Source organism: Tsukamurella sp. TY48 (genome assembly GCF_019656655.1).
Taxonomy (GTDB): Bacteria; Actinomycetota; Actinomycetes; order Mycobacteriales; family Mycobacteriaceae; genus Tsukamurella; species Tsukamurella strandjordii.
On record NZ_BPMV01000001.1, the window covers coordinates 3025040 to 3046922 of the forward strand.

Below are 21883 nucleotides of genomic sequence, written 5' to 3' on the forward strand. Positions count from 1 at the left end.
GTCAGCACTTCACGACGTTGCCGAAGCCCCGGTCGGAGACCTTCGTGCCGTAGTAGCCGTCGCACTTGATGATGTTGTCGCGACCGGTCACCACGATGTTCTTGATCGGGTAGCTGGTGGTGATCACGTTGCCGTCGCCGGACACCATCAGCAGGTCGCAATGCGCGACCACCGTGAGGGTGTTGCGGCTGCCGCTCACGGACACACCGTCGCTCATGCAGTGCACGGTCTGGGTGATGCCGCTGCCGAAGACGTCTCCGGGGCCGGCGGCGGCGATGCCAGCGGGCGCGAGTGCGGCGCCGAGAGCGGTGGCTGCGGCGATGGTGAGAATGCGGTTCTTCATGATCTGTCTCCCCCGAGTCGAAAGTATGCAGTCCGAAATGTACCGTCTCGCGGTCGGCGGCTAGCGTGGAGCTATGAAACCCGGAGACAAGGCCCCCGATTTCGAGCTTCCCGATCAGCTCGGCCATCCGCGCAAGCTCAGCGACCTGCTGGCCGACGGCCCGGTGGCGCTGTTCTTCTACCCGGCGGCGTTCACGCCCGGCTGCACCAAGGAGGCCTGCCACTTCCGTGACCTGGCCACCGAGTTCGCCGAGGCCGGTGTGCAGCGCGTCGGTATCAGCCGCGACGCGGTCGAGAAGCAGCAGGACTGGGCGGCCAAGCACGAGCTCGGCTACCCGCTTCTTTCCGATGTCGACGGTGCGGTGGCCTCGGCCTACGGCGTCCGCCGCGACGGCCTGCTCAAGCTGGCCGGTATGCCCACCAAGCGCACCACCTTCGCCATCCGCGCCGACGGCACCATCGCCGACGTGATCGCCTCCGAGGTGAACATGCAGGCCCACGCGGATCGCGCGCTGTCCGCACTGCGCAGCTGACGGTGCGCCCTGAGCTCGCCGCCTTCCTGACCGCTCTCGGGGAGGCGGGGCTCGCACCGTCGCGCCCGGTCCCCGAGCCCGAGGGCGAGGAGTACGGCGCGCACACCGTCGAGGCCGGCGGTATTACCGTCGCCTTCCGGATCGGGAAGACCACCCCGACCAAGGTCGGGCAGTTCGTCACCGCATGGCGACGATCCGCGGCGGGCCCGATCCGGCCCCTCGACGCCGCCGATGGCGTGGCCTTCCTTGTGATCGCCAGCCACCAGGACGACCGCGGCGGATACTTCGCCTTTCCGCGCGACGTGCTGGTCAGCCGGGGTGTCTTCGCCGACGGTGGGCGCGGCGGCAAGCGTGGGTTCCGCATCTACCCGCCCTGGGTCGAGCCCCCGGCGGGGCAGGCGACTCGCACGCGGTCCTGGCAGGTCGAGCATTTCCTCGAGGCCTCCGCCGACGGTGCGCTCGACCCCGCTCGGATCGCCTCGGTGTTCGCGGTCTCTGCTCACGGCTGATCGGCACTGGCACAGTCGCGCCGCGGTGTGGACACTGGAATGACAGAGCAATCGAACCAGGGAGTCCACATGGCAGGGAACGAGAATCCGTTCGGATTCGGATCGGGCGAGTTCGACGACATCGCTCGGGAGGCCCGCGACATGCTGGGCCGGATCGTCGGCGGCGCGACCGGCGGGCGCGACGTCTTCTCGGGCTTGTTCGACGAGGCCGGGCGCCGCACGCGCCGCGAACCGGAGACGGCGGGGGAGGCGGGAGACGGCGTGTGGGCCATCATCGCCACCGCTGACGACGGTGCGGCCCGCGTCGAGCAGGTCTTCAAGACCGAGATCGAGGCGCTGCGCGCACATCAGCACAACACCGATGCCACGCGGAAGGTGCGCTTCCTGCCCTACGGCATCGCGGTCACCGCGCTCGAGGACTGATCTCAGAAGCGGTGGTAGCCGCCGTCGATCACCAGGTGGTCGCCGTTGTGATAGCTGCTGGCTCGCGACAGGAGATAGACCGCGATACCGGCGAAGTCCTCCGGTTTCCCGAAGCGCCGCAGGGGAATCCGCGACGATACCGCTGAGGCCAGCCGATCGTCGCCGAGCGACGGGGCGGTCATCTCCGTCTCGATCCAGCCGGGAACGATCGCGTTCGCCGTCACCCCGTACCGGGCGTACTCCACGGAGAGGGCGTGGATCACTGAATCCACGGCGCCCTTGGTGGCGGCGTAGTCCTCGCCGCGCGCCATGCCCGAGATCGACGCGAGGCTGCTGGTGGCCACGAGTCGGCCGAACGCATCACCCTGCTGCGCCCGCTCGCGCATGTGTGCCGCGGCGGTCTGCAAGCAGAAGATCGTGCCCTTGATGTTGGTGCCGAAGACCTCGTCGAACTGCTCCTCGGCGATGTCGTGGAAGCTGCGCGGTGCGGCGGCGCGGGCGGCGTTCGCGAACATCGCGTCGACTCGGCCGAATCGCGTGACGACACCGTCGAAGGCCTTGATGACCTGCGCTTTATCGGAGACATCGCAGGCGAGCACCTCGACGCGATCGCCGTGGTGGGCGAGCCGCTGCGCGGCGGCCGCGTTCTTCGCGGACGAGCGTCCCCAGATCGAGACGGCGGCGCCTGCGTCCAGGAGCCCCTCGGCCATGCCGAGTCCGATGCCTCCGTTGCCGCCGGTGATCACCGCGGTGCGGCCGGTGAGGTCGAACAGGTCGCGGGTCATCGTGCCTCCAGGGTCAGCGGTCGCCGTGCTCGACGAGCCAATCGAGCAGCGGTGCGGTCTCGCGCCAGTGCTTGCGGATCTGGGCGACGAGCTTCGGTGATCCGATGATGTCGCCGAATCCGTAGTCGCGCATCGCGGACAGCGACTTGTGCCGCAACAGCTCGATCCGCGGGTGATCGACGTCCCAGCCCCGCGGCGCGGTCTTGACGGTGTCGCCGCCGATCTCCCAGCCCTTGCGGCGGAGCGTGGCGATGATCTGTTCCAGTTCGGGGCCGTATCGGTCATGGTCGATGGCCTTGCGGAAAGCGGCGAGCCGGGTGGGGCTCGCGTCGTAGAAGCCGGCGCCCACGCGGACCCCGGGCGCACCGATCTGCACGTAGTAGCCCGTCGCGGGACCGACGCCGACGAACGCGCCCTGATGCGTCTTGTAGGGCGTCTTGTCCTTGGAGAATCGCACATCGCGGTAGGGGCGGAAGATCTTGGCGGTACCGAACTCGTCGGCCAGCTCGTCGGTCAGCGCCGCCATCGGCTCGGCGACCGCCGACCGGTAGATCTCCTTGTGCGCCTCCCAGAACACCTTGGAGTTATCGGCCTCGAGGTCGTCGTAGAAGTCCAGCGCCGCCTCGGGGAATCCGGTGAAGCTCATGCCGCGACACTACCGCCAGGCGGGCGACGCAGACGGCGCGCGGTCGAGAGAATTGCGCATCGCGATCTACATATGAAGAATAAGAAAGATGAGTGGTGGGGAAGTGTCTTCCGGCGGGCCTCGGCCGATGGTGGTGCGGCTCGGCTTCCGTCCCGCCGGCATCGCGCTCGTGCTCCTCTTCGGCCTCACCGGGGTCCTCATGCTGTCGACCGCCGCGCTCGTGATGTCGGAAGGCGTGGATTCTGTCAGCGCCGTGGTGCTGTTCGTCTTCGCCGCGATCGCCGGAATCGCGATGTCCGGTCTCACCGTCTTGATTCTGGTGGGCATGTACTCCGGGCGCGAGGTGGCCGTTCTCTCCAGTGAGGGCGTCAGCTTCAGTCGGGTCGAGGACCCGGCCCTCCGGCGGTGGCGGTGGTCCGAGGTCACGTCGGTGGGTCACACGATCGAGGCGGCCGGCGCGTATCAACAGGCCGTCGTCTACACCTTCGGTCTGCCGCCCGGGCGACGCTCCCGTGCGATGATGTATTCGGTTGCGTCGGCAACGGTCTCGGATCGCTTCTGGTTCCGCGACTACCAGATTGCGGCGATCCGGATCACGCCCTTCCACAGCCCGTCGCCGCGGGCCGTGGGACGCTACATCTACTCGGTCGCGCCGGACAAGGGGCTCGAACTGATCCCTCCGCGACACCGCCCGAAGAACTACCCGTGGCGGGATATCAGTGGCGACGCCGGCGCCTGATGCCGGACAATCGGCCCGTGATCGAGCTGCGTGAGACATCCGGCCCCGACGAGTACCCGCGGCTCGTCCGGATCTGGCGCAGCTCCGTCGACGCCACGCACCACTTCCTCGCCTCCGCGGACCGCGACGAGATCGAAGGCAACCTCGCGGACTCGTACTTCCCGCAGGTGCGGCTCACCGTCGCCGACCTCGACGGCCGCCCGGTCGGTTTCGCCGGCACGGCGGACCGCGAACTGGTGATGCTGTTCGTGGACGCCGATGCGCGCGGTCGGGGAATCGGCGGCGCCCTGCTCGACCACGTGGTCGCCGAGCAGGGGGTGCGCACCGTTGACGTCAACGAGCAGAACGAGCAGGCGGTCGGCTTCTACGCCCGCAAGGGTTTCACGGTCGCCGGGCGCAGCGCGACCGACGGCGAGGGCCGCCCGTATCCGCTCCTGCACCTGGCCCTCGCGGGCTAGCCGTCCCGCGACGTCCGGGCGACGATGGCGGCCGCCCGTCGGAGGGTGGCCGCATCGTCGGGGGAGAGTGGCGCGAGGAGTCGCCCCTCCGCATCGCGCACAGCCTTGCCGACCTGGTCCAAGGTGGCCAATCCGGCCTTCGTCGGGACCACGCGCCGGGCCCGCCGGTCGGTCGGCGACGGTTCGCGGGTCACCAGTCCCGCCGCGACCAGATCGTCGACCACGTAGGGCATCACCGACTTGTCGATCATCAGATAGTCGGCGAGTGCCAACTGTGTGGGCAGGTCGTACGTCGCCGCCGCGTACAGCGTCTGGTAGCCGCGCATTCCCCGCGGCAGGCGGTCCAGGATCGGCGCCACCTCGTCGGCGTAGGCCTTGGTGAGCACCCCGATCGACCAGCCGAAGTCGCAGGTCTCGTCATGTTCCTCCACCCGCCCAGCGTAGCAACGCTCCACATATCAGTTGTAGAACAACTGATATGTGTTACGGTTGAGTTGTTGGACAAACCATAAGGAGTGGAACATGAGCAACATCCTGGTCGTCACCACCAGCGTCCCGTCGTACCGCGTGAGCGGCCGCCGTACCGGCCTCTGGCTGGGCGAACTGACCCACTTCGTCGACGCGGTCGAGGCCGCGGGGCACACCACCACCATCGCCAGCATCGACGGCGGCTTCGTTCCCATCGACCCCGAATCCCTCAGTCACGAGGTGTTGGCCCAGGGCGGCACGCGCGCCCGCTACGACGACCCCGAGTTCATGGCACGGATCGCGAACACGGTCTCGCTCAAGGACGTCGACGCGGCCGACTTCGACGCGATCTACCTCACCGGTGGGCACGGCGTGATGTTCGACTTCCCCACGGACGAGCGACTCGCCGCGCTGCTGCGCGAGTTCGATGCCGCGGGCAAGATCGTCTCCGCGGTCTGTCACGGCACGGCCGGCCTGCTCGGCGCCACGAAGGCCGACGGTGCCCCGCTCATCGCGGGCCGGCGCATCTCGGGCTTCTCCTGGAACGAGGAGGTGCTCGCGGGGCTCGACCCCATCGTCCCGTTCAACCTCGAGGAGCGGATCGCGGAGCGCGGCGCCACCTACGTGGAGGCCGACGAGGCCTGGGCTCCGTTCTCGGTGACCGACGGCACCATCGTGACCGGGCAGAACCCCGCGAGCGCGCACCCGGTCGCCGAGGGCGTCCTCGCCCTGCTCGCGAACCGCTAGCGCGGCCCTGTCGATTCCTCCGCGCGTCGATCGTCATCACTGTGCCCCACCCTGGGGCACAGTGGACACCAGGAGGAATCATGCATTACGCGCTGCTGCTCAACAACGCCGAACCGGCCGACGGTGACGTTCCCACCGAGGTCCTGCTGCAGATGCAGCGGGCCATGGCCGATTACACCGCCGCTCTCGAATCGGCCGGGGTCTTCGTGGGCGCCGAGATCATGGAGCCGGTGGCCCGCACGGTCACCGTGACCCGCCGCGACGGGGACCTGCGGATCGAGAACGGCCCGTTCGCCGATACCCGAGAGGTGCTCGCGGGGGTCTTCATCATCGATGTGCCCGACCAGGACGCCGCGATCGCCTGGGCGCAGCAGCACCCCGCCACCCAGTACGCGGTGATCGAGGTGCGCCGGGTTGCCGCCGCGTGTGACAGCGGCGTCTGGGACGCCGCGGCCTGCACGGACTGATGGACGCCGACCCGCAGGTGCGGGCGGAGCACGCCGCCCGCACCTCGTACGGTCGGCTGCTGTCGCTGCTCGCGGCCCGCACCCACGACCTCGCCGCCGCGGAGGACGCGCTCGCCGACGCCTTCGAGCGCGCCCTCACGCGGTGGCCGGCCGACGGTGTGCCCGACGATCCCGATGCGTGGCTGCTCACCGTGGCGCGCAACCGTCAGCGGGATCGATGGAAGTCGGCAGCGGTGCAGGCCACGGTCCCGCTCGACGACGTCCACGACGGTCCGGCGCTGCAGGATCAGCCCGATCGCCGGTTCGAGCTGCTCCTGGTGTGCGCGCATCCCGGGGTGGCCGACGCCGCGGTACCGCTCATGCTGAACACGGTGCTGGGGTTCACCGCCGAACAGGTCGGTCGCGCCTTCCTCATCCCCACCGCCACCATGGCCGCCCGGCTCACCCGCGCCAAGAAGCGGATCCAGCGCGACCGCATCCCCTTCGAGGTCCCCGGCGAGAACGAGATCGACACCCGGATCGAGGCCGTGCTCGAAGCCGTGTACGGCGCCTACAGCATCGAATGGCCCTCACCGCCGCGCGAACGTCATGCGCTGCTCCTCGGCCTCGCCGAGACGATCACCGACGCCGCTCCCACGATCGCGGAGGCCCACGGCCTGGCGGCCACGCTCTACCTGAGCAGTGCGCGACTGCCCGCACGCCTGTCTGAGCACGGCGACTTCGTCCCACTCCCACAGCAGGATCCACGCCGCTGGGACCGCGATCTCATCGGCATCGGGCACCGGCATCTCCGTGCGGCGCACGCGCTGGGCATCGTCGGCCGCTTCCAACTGGAGGCCGCGATCGGCGCCGTGCACTGCGCCCGGCCGGCGGGCGGAACACCCGATTGGCGCACCCTGCACGGGCTCTACCGATCGCTGCAGGCGCTCGCCCCCACGCGGGGCGGCGGCGTCGCGCTCGCCGCCGTCACCGCCGAACTGGACGGCGCCGCCGCGGGCCTGGCCGCTCTCGACGCCCTGCCCGACACCGAGCGTCTCCACACCGCGTGGGCCCTGCGCGCCCATCTCTTGAGCCTCGGCGACCCCGAAGCGAAATCCGCGTACGACAAGGCGATCTCGTTGACCACCGATCCGGCTGAGCGTGCGTACCTCGAATCCCGACGCGCGAGCCTCCCGGGAGGCTTCCCGCGGTCCGACGGGAGTCGATAGGGTCGGGCCATGGCCGACAGCGATGGGATAAGGGTGGGCGACCCCGAGCGGCAACGCGCCGTTGAACTGCTGGGCGAGTCGATGGCCACCGGCTATCTCACGGTGGACGAGTTCGACCAGCGCACGCACGCCGCGTACCGAGCGGCGACCCGCGGAGAACTCCGCGAACTGGTCGCGGACCTCCCTGTCGGCGATCGCCTGTTCCCTCCGGCGCTGCCGGATCCCACCGTGGACCGCCCGCCGGAGGTGCTCGAAATCGACTGGGACACCGTGGTGCGCGGGGGAGTGTGGACGGTGCCCGCCCGCCTGCGGATCACCGGCTCGACCGGCACCGCCAAGCTCGATTTCCGCACCGCGGACTTCCCCTACGGCGGCGTGGAGATCGACGTCCAGGTCACCTGGAGCACCCTGAAACTGCGCCTGGGTCCCGCGATGCGGGTCGAACGGTCCGGCCTCGCGACATCGGGATGGAGCTCGGTGAAGGACAAGGCGGGTGAACCGGCGGCGCCCGGCGGCCCGACGATCGTGCTGCGCGGCTCCGCGACATCGGGAAGCTCGGTGGTACTGCGCCGCTGATCCGCGATCGGAACTAGGGTGGGGGTCGCGCACCTCGATCAAGGAGCTTCCATGTCGGACGTCTGGCCCATGGTTCACGCCGAACGGCGGGCACTCATCGAATTCCTCGGTGGTGTCGAGGAATCCCGCTGGGACACCCCGTCGCTGTGCCCCGGGTGGACGGTGCGCGATGTGACGGCGCACCAGATCTCCACCGCCAAGACCACCCGGCTCGGCTTCCTGCGGGGCATGCTCGCCGCCCGGTTCGATTTCGACCGCGACAACCAGAACGGCGTCGATCGCGAGCGCGGTTCCGCGGCCGACATGCTGGCCGCCTTCCGCGCCGTCGTCGATGCGACGGCCACGCCGCCGGCGCCGCTCGACACCCGGCTCGTGGAGTCGATCGTGCACGGCGAGGACATCCGCCGTCCGCTCGGTGCGGTGGGCGAGTACCCGCTGTGGGCCGTCGTCCGCGCGCTCGAACTGCAGGCCCGCACCAGCACGTCCATGGGCGGGGCCAAACAGCACGTGGCCGGCCTGCGGATCAACGCCGACGACGCCGATGTCACGCTCGGTGACGGACCCGAGGTGACGGGGCCCGCCCTGGCTCTGCTGCTCGCCGTGAGCGGGCGCACCGTCGCCCTCGGTGACCTGGCGGGACCGGGCCTGGCGGAACTGACGAGCCGGCTCGGGGCCTGACTCAGGCGGCGTCCTCGCTCCGGCCGGCACGCCGGGCGATCGCCGCGGCGGCCGTGCGGGCGGCCTCCTCGCGGGCCTCGTGCTTCTCGTGGTGCCGGGACTCGCCGTCGTAGAGCAGCACCAGTTCGGAATCCTTGGCGCCCATGTAGCCGGCGAGACCGTCTACCAATTGCGCCTGCATACCGTCCAGGTATCCGTGCTCGCGATAGGTGGCCGCGTCGGTGGCGCCGATCCCGAAGAAGTACAGCCGTTTCGGTGCGGCGAGCTCCACCTCGGGCCCTCGATCGTTGTACGCCCAGCCACGCGTGAACACCCGGTCGATCCAGCCCTTGAGGGCGCCCGGCAGGGTCCACCAGTAGACCGGGAAGACGATCGCGAGCGCGTCGTACTGCTCCAGCCGGAGCTGCTGCGCGCGCACCTCCTCCGGGAGCGGGGAATCGCCGTCGCGGTACGCGGCGAGATCGTCGATCCGGAACGTGGCGTCGAATCCGTCGGCGACGATGTCGTACTGATCCACCACGGCGAAGCCGCCGTCGCGGAATCCGTCCGCGACGGCGCGCGCGGTGGCGGCGGTCGCGGACTGCGGGTCGGGGTGGGCGGTCACGATGAGACCGCGGAACTGATCGTGTGTATCGGTCATACTGGAGAGCATGAACGCTGACACCAGTGTCATAGTCAAGCCCGAGCTCCAGATGCGGGATCTGTGCGCCCGCACCGGTGCCACGCCGCGCATGATCAGGCACTACGAGGCCACCGGCATCCTCGCCCCCGATCGCGGGGCGAACGGATACCGCGTCTTCACGGAGGACGATGTCCGCACCGTGAGCGATGCGCGCTGCCTGATCGAGGCGGGCCTCTCGGCCGCGGAGACGGCCGATCTCGTGGGCATCGTCTGCGGGGAGGCGCCGGCCACCCCGGAGGAGGTCGAGTCCGCGCTCGCCCGGATCAAGGACCGGCGGACGGTGCTCGATGCCCGCATCCGCGAGCTGAACGCCGCCCGGCGCAAGCTCGACGAGCTGCGCGACTACGTGGTGGACAACCGCTAGGCCTGCTCGCCGGTGGTCACCGGCTCGATCGGGCCCGCCCCACTGCACCCGAGGGAATCAGCCGGAGAACAGCTGCAGCGCCGCCTTGCCCGCGTAGAACAGCCCGTACGCCAGTGGCACCGTGACCAGCGTCCAGGTCGCGATGATCGCAGGCCGGTACCGGCCCGCCGACGAGGTCTCGGTCACGAGCTCGTTCGCTGCGCCCCGGACATCGGAATCGACGGCGTCGGTGACCGCGCCGGCCTCGTGCCACTTACCGTCGACCGGACGGATCAGCAGATTCGCGACGAAGCCGATCGCCAGTACCGCCGTCATGATCAGCAGCGCCGGCCGGTAGTCGGCGGCGCGGAGATCGCCCGGCGTGCCCTGGGCGTCCAGGACGCCGTTGACGATGAGCGGCCCCAGGACGCCGGCCGTCGACCACGCGGTGAGGAGGCGGCCGTGGATGGCGCCCACCTGGAAGGTGCCGAACAGGTCACGCAGGTAGGCGGGTGCCGTCGCGAAGCCGCCGCCGTAGAACGAGATGATCACCGCGCAGAACAACACGAACAGCGCGGTCGACGACGAGCCGATCGTCGACAGTCCCAGGTACAGCAGGATTCCCACGCCGAGGTACACCATGTAGGTGCGTTTGCGACCCAGGTAGTCCGAGGTGGTCGACCAGCCGAACCGCCCCGCCATGTTCGCCACCGAGAGCAGTCCCACGAAGCCCGCCGCCACCGTGGCCGTCACGGTCGAGATCCCGTTCCCGCCGCGGAAGAAATCCTGGATCATGTCGGCCGCCTGCTCCAGGATGCCGATGCCCGCGGTCACGTTGCACAGCAACACCACCCACAGCAGCCAGAACTGCGGCGTCTTGATCGCGTTCGCCGCGGAGACCTGCCCGGAGGTCACCATCGCGGTCGACGGTGCCGTGGCCGGGTCGAATCCCGCCGGATGCCAGCCCGGCGCGGGAACGCGCACCGTGAACACCCCCAGCATCATCACCACGAAGTAGGCGATGCCCAACGTGATGAACAGCTTCACCACCGCCGACCCCCCGGCCTCGGTGCCGCCGTACAGGGACAGCAACTGCTTCGACAGCGGTGCGGCCACCATCGCACCACCGCCGAAGCCCATGATCGCCATGCCCGTGGCGAGGCCGGGGCGGTCCGGGAACCACTTGATCAGCGTGGACACGGGGGAGATGTACCCGAGACCCAGGCCGATGCCGCCGACCACGCCGTAGCCGAAGTACACCAGCCACAGCTGCTTGGTGGCGATCCCCGCCGCGGCGATGAGGAATCCCGCCGACCAGCAACACGCGGAGGTGAACATCGTGCGGCGCGGGCCCACCCGGTCGACCCAGGTGCCGAACAGCGCGGCCGACACCCCGAGCATCACGATCGCCACCGAGAAGATCACGCCGATCGCCGTGAGGCTGGAGTCGAAGTGTTTGACCAGTGCGTCCTTGTACACGCTGGTGGCGTACGCCTGTCCGATGCACAGGTGGATGGCGAGCGCGGCGGGTGGGATGAGCCAGCGGCTGTAGCCGGGCGGTGCCACCGAGTGCGCGCGGTCGAGGAACGAGAGTGCGGGCATGTGGTCCTCCGTCGGAAGCGAGCCTCCCAGTCATACCGTGCGGCGGGCGGATCAGGGGCCGGGTCACGCGATCTTCGTGTGCCCCGGCCGCCGGCGGCAGGGATGTGCGGGCGCTGATCACCTCGCGACGGATCGTGAACTCCGCCCGCCTCGGTGACCCCGAGGTGGCGCTCGGCGAGGCCTGACCCACACTGTTCACCTCGGTGGTGCGCACGCGGGGACCGAACCCCGGAACGTGCCGGGCGAACGGAGAAGGCCATGATCGGTCGGCAGCGGGCACGGTCGGCCGTGCACGGTTCGGTACTCGCGCTGGTGGTCGCGGCGAGCATCACGATCGGCGTCGGACCGGTGCACGCGGCCCCGTCGCACTACTGCGGCACCAGTGCCCTGAGCCCAGCGGAGAACGCCCGCATCGCGGCGCGGTCGGATCTGCGCGGGATGCCCACCGCCCCCACCTTCGCCACGCTGGACGATCTCACCGCCCGGCAACGTGAGATCGCGAACATCCTCGCCGCGCATCGTGACTGGCGCGGCCTGTTCGGTGTCGGCATGGACGGGGTGATCGAGGACGCGGTGGTCCCCGTCCAGCGGCACGAGGCCGGTCTCGATGATCCGCGGTACGCGAAGGCGTTGTCGATCGACCTGGTGAGCCGGTACCTGCGTGCGGTGCACGCGCAGTGGACGGGTGCGCCCGTCCCGTCGTGGTGGGCCAACTACTTCCGGCTCGCCGGCCGCTGTGAACTCCCGCCGGCCCGGGTGGCCATGGCGGGCTACAACGCGCACATCACCGTCGACCTCGCGTACACGGTGGCGGCCACCCGGAGCACGGCCCGCAACGCCCTCGACTTCTATCGCATCGTCGATTCGATCGCCAAGAACGGCAACGTGATCCCGGAGCGCAGCAAGCGGATCTACAACGCCGATCTGTGGGGGCTGTGGACCTTCTACTTCTTCGGCCAGGGTCTCGACCGGCTGGTCGGGGCGGGAGTCGCGTCGAACCTGATGTTGCGCGCCGCCGATGACGGCTACAACACCATCACCTTCGCCAACGGTATGGCGCTGCAGGACCTCGCCGTTCGTCCCGCCGCGGAGGGCGCGGTCCAGGCACTGTGGCAGACCGGTGAGATCGCCTTCGACGTCCTCTCCGGACTCGGCGGCCTCGGCGCGCCGGTACCGTCGCCCGGAACCGCCGCTCCCGTCGGTCAGGAACGCGCCCGCCGCACGGCCCGGTAGCCCGCGTAGAGCACCAGGATCAGCGCGAGCCAGGGCACCAGCGCGCCGCCGGCGGTCACCAGCCACCCGCCCGCCGCGGTCAGCGCGTTCCAGCCGTCCTGGAGTCCGCCGACGAACCCGCCGCGGTGCTCCGGCTTCTCGGCGTCGATCGACACCGTGAGCGTCGAGAGCGAGACCTGCTCGCCGAGCGCGTTCCGTCGCGACTGCAGGCTCTCCAGCTCCCGCTGCCGGGTGGTCAGCGCCCCCTCGGCCTGGATCACCTTGTCGGACGTGTCGGCCTGGGCGAGGATCGCGGTCAGCCGGTCCACGGACAGTTGGGTGGCGCGGATCCGGGCATCGAGGTCGACCACCGTCGAGGTCACGTCCTCGTGCTTGAGCTGCACCGAATCCACCTCGCCCAGAGTGGACATCGTGGCCACCGTGTCGTTGACCCGGTCGCTGGGCAGGCGCACCGTGAGAAGCGCGGACTTGTCGTCGCCGGTGCCGGACTCGCTGCGGTCATCGATCCGGCCGCCCGCCTTCTCGACCGCCGCCACCAGCTCCTTCGCGGCGCGCGCGGGATCGGCGGCCGTCAGGTTCACCGAGCCGGTGGTGACCACCTGCCGGTTCGTGGCCCCCGGATCGGGTGCATCGGTCGGCAAGGGAGGCTGGGCCGCGGTACCGGGGACCGGCGCGGCGCCCTTCGGGGCCGCGGGCTCGCCGCCGATCACCGGGGCGGATCCCTGCACCGTCGTCCCCGGGCTCAGGAAGCTCTGCTCCGGAGCGGCGTTCGAGGAGTCTCCTACCGTGAACAGGCCCGCGAGAACGCCTCCCGCCACGCCGACCACGGCGATGGTGGCCGCTGCGGACAGGGCCAGGGTCCGCGTGCGCCGGGCGTTGCGGCGGGCGGCGATGTCGTCGCGCACCTCGCCCATGACCGTGCGGCGCATCGCCGCGATCCGGTCGTCGGTGAGGACGTCGTCGGGGGTGATCGGCTCGGTCATGACTGCTCCCTCAGGGTGCTCAGGTCGGCGCGCAGGCGGCCGCGCAGCCGGGAAACGCGATTGCGGACCGCGGCATGGGTCACGCCCAGCTCGCGGGCCGCACTGTCGTAGGTCTGTTCGCCCTCCACGCAGAGGTGGTAGAGGCGTTGGTCGATGGGGGAGAGCGCCGCGACGGCGCTCGCGATGCGTTCGCGGACCTCTCGCGCCAGAACCTCGTCCTCGGGGGACGCGGTCGCTGCGGCGGCGGGCTCCTCACCCTCGATGGGCGCGGATCGCAGCCGGGTGGCGGTCAGCTTCCTGCTCGCATTGAGCGCGGTGTACCGGGCGGTGGCCAGCAGCCAGGGCAGGACGGACGCGTCCACCAGGTGGACCTCGTCGATCCGCCGCCACAGCGTGAGGAAGGTGTCCTGTGCTGTCTCCTGCGCGGCCTCGGCATCCCGCAGCACGCCGTAGGCCTGCCAGTACACCGGCCGCACGTGTCTGTCGTAGATCGCCGCGAAGGCGTCGGCCTGTCCCGCTGCGGCGCGGGTGAGCAGGCCTCTGTCGTCTGTCTGCTCGTTGCTCATCGTGGACGTCACACCCGGTCTATGTCGAGGGCGGGTCCCATCGTCTCACTCCGAGTCGAAGGCGCAGGTCAGAAGGATAGGCGCACCGTCGGGCCGGCGACGGTGACCGTGACCGCGGTCAGATCGTCGACCTGCACGTCGGGCGCGAAATCGGCCGAGCGCGGTCCCACGCCCACCACCCGCATCCCGGCGGCTTTGGCGGCCGCGATCCCGGCCTCGGAATCCTCGAAGACCACGCAGTCCGCGGGCGCGACGCCGAGCAGCGCGGCGCCCTTGAGGAAGCCCTCCGGGTCCGGCTTGCTCGCCCGCACGTCCTCGGCGGTCACGCGGACCGCGGGCATGGGCAGTCCGGCGGCGCCCATCCGGGCGGTGGCGAGCGCGGTGTCGGCGGAGGTCACCAGGGCGTGCGGCGCCGCGGCGATCGCGGCCAGGAACTCCGGGGCGCCGGCGATCGGCACGATGCCCTCGGTATCGGCCGTCTCCTGGGCGAGCAGCGCGCGGTTCTCCGCGAGGTTCACCTCCACCGGCCGGTCGGGTAGGAGCGCAGCCATCGTCGCGTGCCCCTGCCGGCCGTGCGCCACGGCGAGCACCTCCTGCGGATCGAGCCCGTGATCGAGCGCCCAGCGGCTCCAGCAGCGCTCCACGACGGCGTGCGAATCGACCAGGGTGCCGTCCATGTCCAGTAGCAGCGCGCGGGCGGTGAGCAATCTGTCCTCCTGAGTAGTGGTCTACGCCACTCTACGGGGCTGTGGCGACGCCCGAGCGGGATTCCCGACATCCACGGCGGGCGCGAAATATGGCGTGGCGCACAGTGTTCCCGATCACAATTAAGGGCATGGCTTAATGATTGGCCCCGCGCGGTGCGGATCGGTCTACTGGTGGCATGAGCGAATTCCGTCACCACCACAACCTCGCGGTCGATCCCATGACCGCGTCCGTCTACGCCCGTCTCGCGGACCTGCACGACGAGGCCTCGCGTCCCGCCGGTGCGCCCCGTCCCGAGGGGTTCCTCGTGGGCCTGCGCACCCTCGCCCAGCGCTTCGTGGCCACCCAGCCCGAGTACGTGGGCCCCGCGTACCTGCGCGCCTGAGTCCGCCGTCAGGCGCGGTGCCCCCGCGCCAGCCGCTCCCCTTCCGGTGAGCGCCGGTACAGCACCTCCCTGCCGCTCCGGGCCCGGTCGATCAGCCCGTTCTCGTAGAGCACCCGCAGGCTCTGGGACACCGCGGGCGGAGTCACCTCCAACCGCCGCGCCAGCTCGCTGACCGACACCGCCTCGTCGAGTGCATGCAGCACATCGGCTTTCGCGCCGCCGATCAGCCGGCGCAGCGCGCCGGGCGGCACCGTGCGCATCGACTCAGTCAAGGTCGCGCTGCCCCGCGCCGGGTAGCCCACGTGCGGGGCCGCCGAGGCGGGGGAGTGGGCGCTCACCAGCCGCGTGACGAAGACGCTGGGGATCAGCGTGAGTCCGCGCCCGGCGGCCGGATACTCGCCGGCACTGCGGGCGTAGGCCAGATCCAGTCGCAGCACCCCATCGCGGTCCCAGCTCAGGTGCGGCGTCAACGAGGTGAACAGCTGCGTGGGGCCGCCGAGGGCGAGCTCCCGGCCGCGGAAGGTGATGTCCGCCTCCAGGATCCGGTTCACCGCGGGCCAGATCGGTGCGATGGTCACCCGGTGGTACCGATCGAGGGCCTCGGCTATCCGGGTGCCGGCATCGTCCGCGTCGAGCAGGCGGGCCAGCGTCGCCGAGGGCCGCTGCCCCTCGCGCAGCTCGTCCAGTTGCTCGTGGATCACCGCGGGATCGGTGGCCGCCACCGCCGCGAGACCGTCCTGTAGGGAGGGCCGCGCGATTCCCGCGTCGGGCATCGGGGTGAGGAAGTCCGGTATCGCGTTTCCCGAGGGCGCGATGAGCGCGCTGATCAACCGGTGGTCGTACAGATCGCGCTGCGCGCGGGCGTTGTCGTGCCACCGGCGCAGGTGCGGGGCGCCGGCACGCTCCTGATCCAGGTGGAACAGGCTGAACGCCGTCTCGTTCAGTGGCGCCAGTACGAAGCGCACGTCCGACAGGTCGCGGACATCGAGAACGTACGTGAGCATGAGCCGAAGGTAGGCCGCGCGGCGCGCTCGCGCCCGGTGATCGGCCGATACCGATTCAGTTGCGGGTGACCGCGTACTGGATCAGGTCGGGCCGGGTGATCAGGCGGCCGGTGGCGATCCTGCCGCCCCACCACCAGCCCAGGGCGCCGAGCACCGCGGCCAGCGCGATGCCCGTCCACCGGAGCGGGGCCGGGAGCAGGGCGGCCAGCAGCGCGCACGGCACCGCCGTGACCGCGAGGATCCCGATGGAGCCCAGCGACCAGCCGATGGCCGCGCCGCCCGCGGAGTTCCGGGTCGAGAAGGACATCATCTTCTTCGCGTCCGGCACCGGATAGGGGGCGCTCGCCGAGCCGGCGATCATCAGTCCGGCCCCCACGCCGAGCATCGCCACCGTCACCGCGATCGGTACCTCGACCCGATCCCACGGATCGTCGCCGAAGGCGCGCACCACCACGGCGGCCACCACGGCGATGGGCAGCGTCACCAGGGCCCAGGCGATCTGCCGGCCCCGCACGTCCGCCGAGGCGGCGGACGGCACCATCGCCAGATGCCAGAAGGTCTTGCCGTCGAGGCCGTACAGGTTCATCGCGCCCATCGTGGCCATCATCAGCACGAAGTATGCGCCCCACCGCGCGTTGAACGGGAAATCCGGGAGGAACAGCGGCATCACGGCGCTCATCGCGCCGAAGGCCAGCGTGGGGAGCAGCTGGTACAGCCGGCGCACGTCGCCCTGCCAGGCCGCCAGCTCGCGCGCCACCACCGCACCGCGGGGAGTGGCCCGCCAGCCCTGGCGCAGGTAGCCGCTGCGGCTGCGGGCAGAGCGCTCCGAGGTCGACGGTGCCACCCGGCCGTCGAACAGCCGGGCCACCAGGGCCTGCCAGGCCAGGAGCAGCAGGCCCGACAGCGCGGCGAGTCCGATCAGCGCGCCGATCGCGATCGACCACTGGCCCTCCGCCGCGCGTTCGACGGCCGCGATGCCCCAGGCGAACGGGATCGCGTAGGCGCCGCGCGGGCCCCCGGCGTCGAAGGTCTCCCCGAGGCGCTGGTTGAGGACGAACTGCCCGGCGTACAGCACGCAGAAGACGAGGACGAAGGCGAGCATCGCGAGCTCGCGCCCGCGGCGCGAGCGGATGGCCTGGGACAGCCCGAGGGAGATCACCCGGGACAGCGCCACGAACAGCAGCGCGGTGAGGGGGACCGCGGGGATCGCCACCAGCAGTGTGACCGGTGCGCGGCCCGCCGCGTAGCCGAGGATGAGACAGCACGCGAGAACCGTGACGGGAACCGGGATCCCGATCAGCGAGGACAGGAACAGCGCCCGCGCGAAGGGGCGCGGCCGCAGGGGCAGCAGGGTGAACTGCCGCGGCTGCAGGCCGCTGTCGGAGAAGCCCGACAGCGCGGGCAGGTACGCCCACATCGCGCCGATCCCGGCGAGCACCACCGCCATCCACGCTCCGCCGGCCGGATCGCCGTTGATGCCGATGGCGACGGAGCCGACCACCAGAGCGATCGCGACGAGGGCCGCGAAGACGCCGGCGAGGATGTTCAGGGCCAATCGGCCGCCGCTGGAACGGCGCTTGTACAGCGTCCACTGCATCTGTGCGACGGTGCGGTTGAGGCTGGGCGCCGCGGGGGCCGTGGCGCCGGGACCCGGCGCCGTCACGACTGCATCCACGACAGGCCCCCGGTGTGGGCGGCGCCGCCGACGAGGCGGACGAAGGCCTCGTCCAGCGTGCCACCGGCCCGCACCTGATCGACGGTGCCCGCGGCCACCACCCGGCCGGCGTTGATGACGCCCACGTGGGTGCACAGCTCCGAGACCGTGGCCATCACGTGGCTGGAGAGGATCACGGTGCCGCCGCCGCGGACGAAGTCGATGAGGATGGCGCGGATCGAGGTGCTGGACACGGGGTCGACGGCTTCGAAGGGTTCGTCGAGGACGAGCAGCCGCGGCCCGTGCAGCAGAGCCGCCGCGAGTCCGATCTTCTTGGTCATGCCCGCCGAGTAGTCCGCGATCACCGTGCCGCCGGCATCGGCGAGCCCGAGCACCGAGAGCAGTTCGTCGCGGCGCTGCGCGATCACCTGCTCGGGCATGGCGCGCAGCCGCCCGAGGTAGGTGAGCAGCTCCGGGCCGGTGAACTGGTCCGGGAGTGCCAGCCCATCGGGGAGCACCCCGATGAGCGGCTTCGCGGTGAGCGGATCGCCCCACACGTCCACGCCGAAGACGAGGCAGCGTCCCCGCCCGGGGCGCAGCAGCCCCACCGCCATCGACAGTGAGGTGGTCTTCCCCGCGCCGTTCGGGCCCACGAGCCCGAACATCGATCCCTGCGGCACCCACAGGGACACCCCCGACACCGCCTCCTTGCTCCCGAAAGCGAGATGGAGGTCCTCCAGGAGCAGGGCGGGCGGCGCGGGGGTGGTCATGCCGTGCACGCTAGTTCATGATGCGAAACACATCAATCAGATCGGTGGGTGCGATCAGGACTTCACCTCGTCCTCGCGGAACTCCTGCGAGGTGAGGCCCTGCTCCTCCGCCTTGCGCAGCTCGACGCGGCGGATCTTGCCGCTGATGGTCTTCGGCAGATCGGCGAAGGCGATCCGGCGCACCCGCTTGTACGGCGCGAGGTGCCCCCGGCTGTACTCGAAGATCGACCGGGCGGTCTCCGCGCTCGGCTCGTAACCCTCGGCGAGCACGATGTACGCCTTCGGCACCGCGAGCCGCAGCTCGTCGGGGGCGGGCACGATGGCCGCCTCGGCCACCGCTTCATGCTCCAGCAGAACGGATTCCAACTCGAACGGGCTGATCTTGTAGTCGCTCGATTTGAAGACGTCGTCGGTGCGGCCCACGTAGGTCAGATAGCCCTCCGCGTCCTTCGAGGCCACATCGCCGGTGTGGTAGACGCCGCCGTCCATCACCTTCGCGGTCTTCTCCGGATCACCGTGGTACCCCACCATCAGACCCAGCGGACGCGGGTCCAGGCGCAGGCAGATCTCGCCCTCGTCCACGCCCTGCTCGCCCGTCGCGGGATCGACGAGAACTACGTCGTACCCGGGGCACGGCCGGCCCATCGAACCGTCCTTGAGCGGCTGCCCCGGTGTGTTCGCCACCTGCACCGTGGTTTCCGTCTGCCCGAAACCGTCGCGGATGGTGACGCCCCAGGCGTCGCGCACGCGCGAGATGACCTCCGGGTTCAGCGGCTCGCCCGCGCCCACCACGACGCGCGGCGGGTTCTGCAGCGCGCTGAGATCCGCCTGGATCAGCATGCGCCACACCGTGGGCGGTGCGCAGAAGCTGGTGACACCGGCGCGCTGCATCTGTCCCATCAGGGCCGCGGCGTCGAACCGGCTGTAGTTGTAGATGAACACGCAGGCCTGCGCGATCCACGGGGTGAAGACGTTGCTCCACGCGTGCTTGGCCCAGCCCGGGGAGCTCACGTTGAGGTGGACATCGCCGGGGCGCAGGCCGATCCAGTACATCGTGGACAGATGCCCGACGGGATACGAGGCGTGCGTGTGCTCCACCAGCTTCGGGGTGCTGGTGGTGCCGGAGGTGAAGTACAGCAGCAGCGTGTCGTCGGCGTGCGTGGTGTGGCTGGGCGTGAAGTGATCCGAGGCCGTGTACGCGGCGGCGAAGGTCTCCCAACCCTGCACCGGGGAGCCGATGGCGATGCGCGTGACCTGCGCATCCGCGGGCACGCGGTCGGCCAGTTCACTGCGCACGATCACGTGCTTGGCGCCGCCGCGGGAGATGCGGTCGGCCACATCCGCCTCGGCGAGCAGGGTGGTGGCGGGGATGACCACGGCGCCCAACTTGATGGCGGCCAGCATCACGTCCCACAGCTCCACCTGATTGCTGAGCATCAGCAGGATCCGGTCGCCCGGGTTCACACCGCGCTCGCGCAGCCAGTTGGCCACGCGGTTGCTGCGGGCGCTCATCTGCGCGTAGCTGAACTTCGACTCCGAACCGTCCTCCTCGACGATCCACAGCGCGGGGGCGTCGTTGGTCTCGGCCACCCGGTCGAACCAGTCCAGCGCGAAATTCCACTCGTCCAGCTGCGGCCAGGCGAACCGCTCACGCGCCGCGTCGTAGTCCTCCGCGAGCTCCACGAGCAGGTCGCGGGCGGCCAGGAAGTCCCGATATCCCTGTGCACTGGTCACTTTCACGCCTTCCGGTTGATTACTTGGATATCCAAGTATATAGTGATCGGCAACACATCGCGCAAGGTTCACGATGACTTCCCAGAACTCGAGAGAAGGACAGACCATGGCTACACGGGCGATCCCGCACTTCATCGACGGACGCCGGGTGGAGGGGACGGGCCGCACCGCGGACGTCTTCGATCCCAGCACGGGTGAGGTCCAGGCCACGGTGCCGCTGGCCACCACCGCCGAGGTGAACGACGTGGTCGCCCGCGCCAAGGAGGCGCAGAAGGTGTGGGCCGCGTTCAACCCGCAGCGCCGCGCCCGCGTCTTCATGAAGTTCATCGAGCTGGTGCACCAGAACATGGACGAGCTGGCCTCGCTGCTCTCCAGTGAGCACGGCAAGACCCTGGCCGACGCCGCGGGCGACATCCAGCGCGGCATCGAGGTGATCGAGTTCTCGATCGGCATCCCGCACCTGCTCAAGGGCGAGTACACCGAGGGTGCGGGCACCGGGATCGACGTCTACTCGATGCGCCAGCCCCTCGGCGTGGTCGCCGGCATCACGCCCTTCAACTTCCCCGCCATGATCCCGCTGTGGAAGGCCGGCCCGGCCCTGGCCTGCGGCAACGCCTTCGTGCTCAAGCCCTCCGAGCGCGACCCCTCCGTCCCCGTCCGCCTCGCCGAGCTGTTTATCGAGGCCGGTCTGCCCGAGGGCGTCTTCCAGGTCGTCCACGGCGATAAGGAGTCGGTGGACGCACTGCTGAACAACCCCGACATCAAGGCCGTCGGCTTCGTCGGCAGCTCCGATATCGCGCAGTACATCTACGAGACCGCCGCTAAGAACGGCAAGCGCAGCCAGGCCTTCGGCGGCGCCAAGAACCACATGGTGATCCTGCCGGACGCCGACCTGGACCAGGCGGTGGACGCCCTCATCGGCGCCGGCTACGGCTCCGCCGGCGAGCGCTGCATGGCGATCTCGGTGGCCGTGCCCGTGGGCGAGGAGACCGCCAACCGCCTCCGTGAGCGCCTCGTCGAGCGCGTGCAGCAGCTGCGCGTGGGCCACAGCCACGACCCGAAGGCCGACTACGGCCCGCTCATCACCCCGGCCGCCGTGGAGCGCACCAAGAGCTACATCCAGCAGGGTGTGGACGCCGGCGCCGACCTCGTGGTGGACGGCCGCGAGCGGACCAGTGACGAGTTGACCTTCGGCGACGCCGACCTGTCCGGCGGCAACTACCTCGGCCCCACCCTGTTCGACCACGTCACCAAGGACATGTCGATCTACACCGACGAGATCTTCGGACCGGTCCTGTGCATCGTGCGCGCCAAGGACTACGAGGAGGCGATCGCCCTGCCCACCGAGCACGAGTACGGCAACGGCGTGGCCATCTTCACCCGCGACGGCGATGCCGCCCGCGACTTCGTGGCCCGCGTCGAGGTGGGCATGGTGGGCGTCAACGTGCCGATCCCGGTTCCCGTGGCGTACCACACCTTCGGCGGCTGGAAGCGCTCCGGCTTCGGCGATCTGAACCAGCACGGTCCGCACTCGATCCTCTTCTACACCAAGACGAAGACGGTCACCTCGCGCTGGCCGTCCGGCATCAAGGACGGGGCCGAGTTCTCCATCCCGACGATGCGCTGACGGAGGATCACGGACA

General features: G+C 70.2%; 27 protein-coding genes. 14 read left to right on the plus strand and 13 right to left on the minus strand.

Going from position 1 to position 21883, the window contains the following annotated elements; genetic code table 11:
- Position 1 precedes the first annotated feature (1 nt).
- Entirely contained in the window at positions 2-343 is a 342-nt protein-coding gene (locus tag TTY48_RS14895; RefSeq protein WP_220658226.1) for a DUF3060 domain-containing protein, read from the minus strand.
- Between the two features lie 73 nt (positions 344-416).
- Between TTY48_RS14895 and TTY48_RS14900 the strand changes: the two genes are divergently transcribed.
- The 3 genes from TTY48_RS14900 to TTY48_RS14910 all read left to right on the plus strand — a co-directional run bounded on the left by TTY48_RS14900 (position 417) and on the right by TTY48_RS14910 (position 1807).
- The gene (locus tag TTY48_RS14900; protein ID WP_220658227.1) at positions 417-875 is read left to right on the plus strand and encodes a peroxiredoxin; all 459 of its coding nucleotides are present in this window, start codon (positions 417-419) and stop codon (positions 873-875) included.
- A 2-nt stretch (positions 876-877) separates the two neighbouring features.
- Positions 878-1384 carry a MepB family protein gene (locus TTY48_RS14905; protein WP_255585689.1) on the plus strand — a complete coding sequence of 169 codons (507 nt, stop codon included), beginning with the start codon at positions 878-880 and terminating at the stop codon, positions 1382-1384.
- 69 nt (positions 1385-1453) lie between these two features.
- On the plus strand, positions 1454-1807 hold the full coding sequence (locus TTY48_RS14910; protein WP_220658228.1) for a hypothetical protein: 354 nt from the start codon (positions 1454-1456) through the stop codon (positions 1805-1807).
- Between the two features lie 2 nt (positions 1808-1809).
- On the opposite strand, the gene TTY48_RS14915 is transcribed toward TTY48_RS14910, so the two are convergent.
- Both TTY48_RS14915 and TTY48_RS14920 read right to left on the minus strand, forming a co-directional pair.
- A complete protein-coding gene (locus TTY48_RS14915) occupies positions 1810-2592 on the minus strand; it encodes an SDR family NAD(P)-dependent oxidoreductase (protein WP_220658229.1) in 783 nt (260 codons plus the stop codon).
- A 13-nt stretch (positions 2593-2605) separates the two neighbouring features.
- On the minus strand, positions 2606-3238 hold the full coding sequence (locus TTY48_RS14920) for a DUF2461 domain-containing protein (protein WP_220658230.1): 633 nt from the start codon (positions 3236-3238) through the stop codon (positions 2606-2608).
- A gap of 88 nt (positions 3239-3326) precedes the next feature.
- Here TTY48_RS14920 and TTY48_RS14925 point away from each other — a divergent pair, with 88 nt between their 5' ends.
- Positions 3327-3977 carry a hypothetical protein gene (locus tag TTY48_RS14925; protein ID WP_220658231.1) on the plus strand — a complete coding sequence of 217 codons (651 nt, stop codon included), beginning with the start codon at positions 3327-3329 and terminating at the stop codon, positions 3975-3977.
- 17 nt (positions 3978-3994) lie between these two features.
- Complete coding sequence (locus TTY48_RS14930) at positions 3995-4435, plus strand: acetyltransferase (RefSeq protein ID WP_255585690.1); 441 nt, start codon at positions 3995-3997, stop codon at positions 4433-4435.
- Here the strand turns inward: TTY48_RS14930 and TTY48_RS14935 are convergent.
- Complete coding sequence (locus TTY48_RS14935) at positions 4432-4866, minus strand: MarR family winged helix-turn-helix transcriptional regulator (RefSeq protein ID WP_220658233.1); 435 nt, start codon at positions 4864-4866, stop codon at positions 4432-4434. The genes TTY48_RS14930 and TTY48_RS14935 overlap by 4 nt on opposite strands.
- A gap of 91 nt (positions 4867-4957) precedes the next feature.
- Between TTY48_RS14935 and TTY48_RS14940 the strand changes: the two genes are divergently transcribed.
- The 5 genes from TTY48_RS14940 to TTY48_RS14960 all read left to right on the plus strand — a co-directional run bounded on the left by TTY48_RS14940 (position 4958) and on the right by TTY48_RS14960 (position 8579).
- Complete coding sequence (locus tag TTY48_RS14940) at positions 4958-5650, plus strand: type 1 glutamine amidotransferase domain-containing protein (protein WP_220658234.1); 693 nt, start codon at positions 4958-4960, stop codon at positions 5648-5650.
- Between the two features lie 80 nt (positions 5651-5730).
- Positions 5731-6117 (plus strand): YciI family protein, encoded by a 387-nt coding sequence (locus tag TTY48_RS14945; protein WP_220658235.1) that lies wholly within the window; start codon positions 5731-5733, stop codon positions 6115-6117.
- Positions 6117-7325, plus strand: a complete 1209-nt coding sequence (locus TTY48_RS14950; RefSeq protein ID WP_220658236.1) for an RNA polymerase sigma factor — start codon at positions 6117-6119, stop codon at positions 7323-7325. The genes TTY48_RS14945 and TTY48_RS14950 overlap by 1 nt, the downstream gene beginning before the upstream one ends.
- 9 nt (positions 7326-7334) lie before the next feature.
- Positions 7335-7901: a DUF1707 domain-containing protein gene (locus TTY48_RS14955; protein ID WP_220658237.1), complete on the plus strand. Its 567-nt coding sequence runs from the start codon at positions 7335-7337 to the stop codon at positions 7899-7901.
- A 51-nt stretch (positions 7902-7952) separates the two neighbouring features.
- Positions 7953-8579, plus strand: coding sequence for a maleylpyruvate isomerase family mycothiol-dependent enzyme (locus tag TTY48_RS14960; RefSeq protein WP_220658238.1), 627 nt, complete (start codon positions 7953-7955; stop codon positions 8577-8579).
- 1 nt (position 8580) lies between these two features.
- Here TTY48_RS14960 and TTY48_RS14965 read toward each other — a convergent pair whose 3' ends face one another.
- Complete coding sequence (locus TTY48_RS14965) at positions 8581-9219, minus strand: NAD(P)H-dependent oxidoreductase (protein ID WP_220658239.1); 639 nt, start codon at positions 9217-9219, stop codon at positions 8581-8583.
- A 10-nt stretch (positions 9220-9229) separates the two neighbouring features.
- Between TTY48_RS14965 and TTY48_RS14970 the strand changes: the two genes are divergently transcribed.
- Entirely contained in the window at positions 9230-9625 is a 396-nt protein-coding gene (locus TTY48_RS14970) for a MerR family transcriptional regulator (RefSeq protein ID WP_220658240.1), read from the plus strand.
- A gap of 57 nt (positions 9626-9682) precedes the next feature.
- Here the strand turns inward: TTY48_RS14970 and TTY48_RS14975 are convergent, their stop codons facing one another.
- On the minus strand, positions 9683-11206 hold the full coding sequence (locus TTY48_RS14975; RefSeq protein WP_220658241.1) for an OFA family MFS transporter: 1524 nt from the start codon (positions 11204-11206) through the stop codon (positions 9683-9685).
- Between the two features lie 258 nt (positions 11207-11464).
- Between TTY48_RS14975 and TTY48_RS14980 the strand changes: the two genes are divergently transcribed.
- Positions 11465-12439: a DUF5995 family protein gene (locus tag TTY48_RS14980; RefSeq protein ID WP_220658242.1), complete on the plus strand. Its 975-nt coding sequence runs from the start codon at positions 11465-11467 to the stop codon at positions 12437-12439.
- Here the strand turns inward: TTY48_RS14980 and TTY48_RS14985 are convergent.
- The 3 genes from TTY48_RS14985 to TTY48_RS14995 form a co-directional block, all read right to left on the minus strand.
- Positions 12409-13422 (minus strand): DUF4349 domain-containing protein, encoded by a 1014-nt coding sequence (locus tag TTY48_RS14985; RefSeq protein WP_220658243.1) that lies wholly within the window; start codon positions 13420-13422, stop codon positions 12409-12411. The two genes, TTY48_RS14980 and TTY48_RS14985, sit on opposite strands and share 31 nt — an antisense overlap.
- On the minus strand, positions 13419-13988 hold the full coding sequence (locus TTY48_RS14990) for an RNA polymerase sigma factor (RefSeq protein WP_220658244.1): 570 nt from the start codon (positions 13986-13988) through the stop codon (positions 13419-13421). Before TTY48_RS14990 ends, TTY48_RS14985 begins: the two co-directional genes overlap by 4 nt.
- 68 nt (positions 13989-14056) lie before the next feature.
- Positions 14057-14695, minus strand: a complete 639-nt coding sequence (locus TTY48_RS14995) for an HAD-IA family hydrolase (protein WP_220658245.1) — start codon at positions 14693-14695, stop codon at positions 14057-14059.
- A 176-nt stretch (positions 14696-14871) separates the two neighbouring features.
- Between TTY48_RS14995 and TTY48_RS15000 the strand changes: the two genes are divergently transcribed.
- Positions 14872-15078, plus strand: coding sequence for a hypothetical protein (locus TTY48_RS15000; RefSeq protein WP_220658246.1), 207 nt, complete (start codon positions 14872-14874; stop codon positions 15076-15078).
- A gap of 8 nt (positions 15079-15086) precedes the next feature.
- On the opposite strand, the gene TTY48_RS15005 is transcribed toward TTY48_RS15000, so the two are convergent.
- The 4 genes from TTY48_RS15005 to TTY48_RS15020 are packed head-to-tail and all read right to left on the minus strand — an operon-like array spanning position 15087 to position 20240.
- Entirely contained in the window at positions 15087-16082 is a 996-nt protein-coding gene (locus TTY48_RS15005; RefSeq protein WP_220658247.1) for a helix-turn-helix transcriptional regulator, read from the minus strand.
- Positions 16083-16137: 55 nt separating this feature from the next.
- Positions 16138-17745 carry an ABC transporter permease gene (locus tag TTY48_RS15010; RefSeq protein WP_220658248.1) on the minus strand — a complete coding sequence of 536 codons (1608 nt, stop codon included), beginning with the start codon at positions 17743-17745 and terminating at the stop codon, positions 16138-16140.
- Positions 17742-18506 carry an ABC transporter ATP-binding protein gene (locus TTY48_RS15015; RefSeq protein WP_220658249.1) on the minus strand — a complete coding sequence of 255 codons (765 nt, stop codon included), beginning with the start codon at positions 18504-18506 and terminating at the stop codon, positions 17742-17744. Before TTY48_RS15015 ends, TTY48_RS15010 begins: the two co-directional genes overlap by 4 nt.
- A 54-nt stretch (positions 18507-18560) precedes the next feature.
- Positions 18561-20240 (minus strand): AMP-binding protein, encoded by a 1680-nt coding sequence (locus tag TTY48_RS15020; protein ID WP_220658250.1) that lies wholly within the window; start codon positions 20238-20240, stop codon positions 18561-18563.
- Between the two features lie 106 nt (positions 20241-20346).
- Here TTY48_RS15020 and TTY48_RS15025 point away from each other — a divergent pair, with 106 nt between their 5' ends.
- Entirely contained in the window at positions 20347-21867 is a 1521-nt protein-coding gene (locus TTY48_RS15025) for a CoA-acylating methylmalonate-semialdehyde dehydrogenase (protein ID WP_220658251.1), read from the plus strand.
- Positions 21868-21883: the final 16 nt, after the last annotated feature.